This window comes from Betaproteobacteria bacterium, from assembly GCA_016791345.1.
GTDB lineage: Bacteria > Pseudomonadota > Gammaproteobacteria > Burkholderiales > JAEUMW01 > JAEUMW01.
In genome coordinates, this window is record JAEUMW010000312.1 from 1 (window position 1) to 2,120 (window position 2,120).

Annotated in this window: 2 protein-coding genes; both read left to right on the top strand. The window is 68.6% G+C overall.

Annotation, left to right across the window (positions count from 1 at the left end; genetic code table 11):
- On the top strand, window positions 1–1,947 hold a 1,947-nt coding region (locus tag JNK68_12430), incomplete at its 5' end, for a translocation/assembly module TamB domain-containing protein (GenBank protein ID MBL8541162.1).
- A 43-nt stretch (window positions 1,948–1,990) separates the two neighbouring features.
- The coding region (locus tag JNK68_12435) for a transposase (protein MBL8541163.1) at window positions 1,991–2,120 on the top strand (130 nt) is incomplete at its 3' end.

Sequence of the window (2,120 nt, forward strand, 5' to 3'; positions counted from 1 at the left end):
GGCGACATTCAGCTCGCACTGCAGGCGCGCGACGTGAAACGCGGAACACAGCAGGTCGACAAGGCGAGTGTCACGGCGAGCGGCACGCTCGCGAAGCACGACATCCAGGTCACGGCCGCCGGACCCGCGTTCGACGCGGCGACTGCGCTGACTGGCGCGTGGTCGAACGGCACCTGGACCGGCCGCATCACGAGCCTCGGCAATCGCGGTCAGCATCCCGTGCAACTGCTCGATCCGGCAACGGTCGAGATCGGCAGCGGGCGCTTCATCCTCGGCGCGACGCGCCTGCGCCTTGGCGACGGGACGCTGAACATTGCGGGCGTGCGCAGCATCGGCGGCACCCTCGAGACCAGCGGCGATTTCAGCGGGATGGCGGTCGCATACCTGCTCCGGCCGGCGCCGGATGCGGACGCAGTCGAAGCCACGCTCAAGCTCGGCGGGCGCTGGAATCTGCGGGCGGACCAGACCCTCGACTGCAGCGTCGCGATCGGGCGCGAATCCGGCGACATCCTGCTGCCCACACGGCCGCCGACTGCGCTGGGTCTCGACAAGTTCGAGCTCGGTGTGCAGTGCGAGGAGGGCCGGGTGCGCGCGACGCTCGATGCCGCGGGCAGCGACATCGGGACGGTGACGGCCACGGTGGAGACGCGGGCGAGCCGCAGCGACGGCGTGTGGAGCATCCCTCGCACGGCGCCGCTCAAGGTGGACGCGCGGGCGAGCGTGCCTTCGCTCGCCTGGGTCGGCGCGTTGACCGAGGATGCCGTCGCCATTGCCGGCAAGCTCGACGTGGCGGTTGCGGGAAGCGGTACCGTCGCTGCTCCCGGGCTGCAGGGAACCGTCACTGGCGGCGGCATCGAGGTCGGTCTTCCCGAACTGGGCGTGTTCCTCGCAGACGGCACGCTGCGCGGCACGTTCGAGCAGGACCGCTTCATCCTGAACGAGTTCACGCTGCACGGGGGTGAGGGCACGCTCGTCACCACCGGCGTGTACGATTTCACGGCGGGCGGCGGACTCAAGCTCACGCTCGTCGCGGACCGGCTGGCGCTGCTCACGCGTCCGGACCAGAAGCTCGTCGTGAGCGGCAACATCGATGGCTCCGTCATCGACGGCGCGCTCAAGGCCACGGGCAAGATCACCGCCGACAGCGCGCGCATCGAGGTCCTGCCGAGCCGCGCGCCGACGCTCTCGTCCGACATCGTGGTCAGGGGGCAGGAGGCCGACGCCGAGCGGCGCGCGAGTCGCAACTTCGCCGACATCGATCTCGATCTGGATCTCGGCACGCAGTTCTACGTCAATGCCTTCGGCCTCGACGGTCGGCTGGTCGGGTCGATCCAGCTGCGTGCGCGCGACCGCGAGCTGCCCAAGGCCACCGGCAGCATCCGCGTGGTGCAGGGCTACTACACCGCGTTCGGTCAGCGCCTCACCGTCGAGCGCGGCATCCTGACCTTCTCGGGACCGATCGACAATCCCGGCATCAACGCGCTCGCCATGCGCAAGAACCAGGCGGTGGAGGCGGGTGTGTCCGTCACCGGCACGCTGCGCATGCCGACCGTGAAGCTCGTGTCGGTGCCCGAAGTGCCGGACACCGAGAAGCTCTCCTGGCTCATGCTCGGGCGCGCGCCCGACCCGAACGCGCGCGACAACGAAGCGCTCACCGCGGCAGCGGCGAGCCTGATCGCTGCCGGCGGCTCGTCCCTGCTCGGCATCGGCACCAAGGGACTCGGTCTCGATTCCGTCGGCATGCGCACGGAAAGCGGGACCAGCGGCCAGATTCTCTCGTTCGGCAAGCGCATCTCGGACAACGTCTACCTCACCTACGAGCGCAGCGTGAGCGGTGCGGTCAACCTGACGCGCGTGCGCTACGTGCTGTCGCCGCGCTGGTCGATCGAGGCGGCCACGGGCACGTCGGACGCCATCGACATCTTCTTCACGCTGTTCTTCAACTAGGGCCTGTTAACACTAATGGTCAATTTTCGCGGACAGTTCGGGCATGGAGATCTCCCAGGCCCAGTACGAGCAAATCGAGAGTTGCCTGCCGCGGCAGCGTGGCAACGTCAGTCTGTCCAACCTGCAGGTGCTCAATGCGATCCTGTACGTCGCCGAGCACGGCTGCAAGTGGC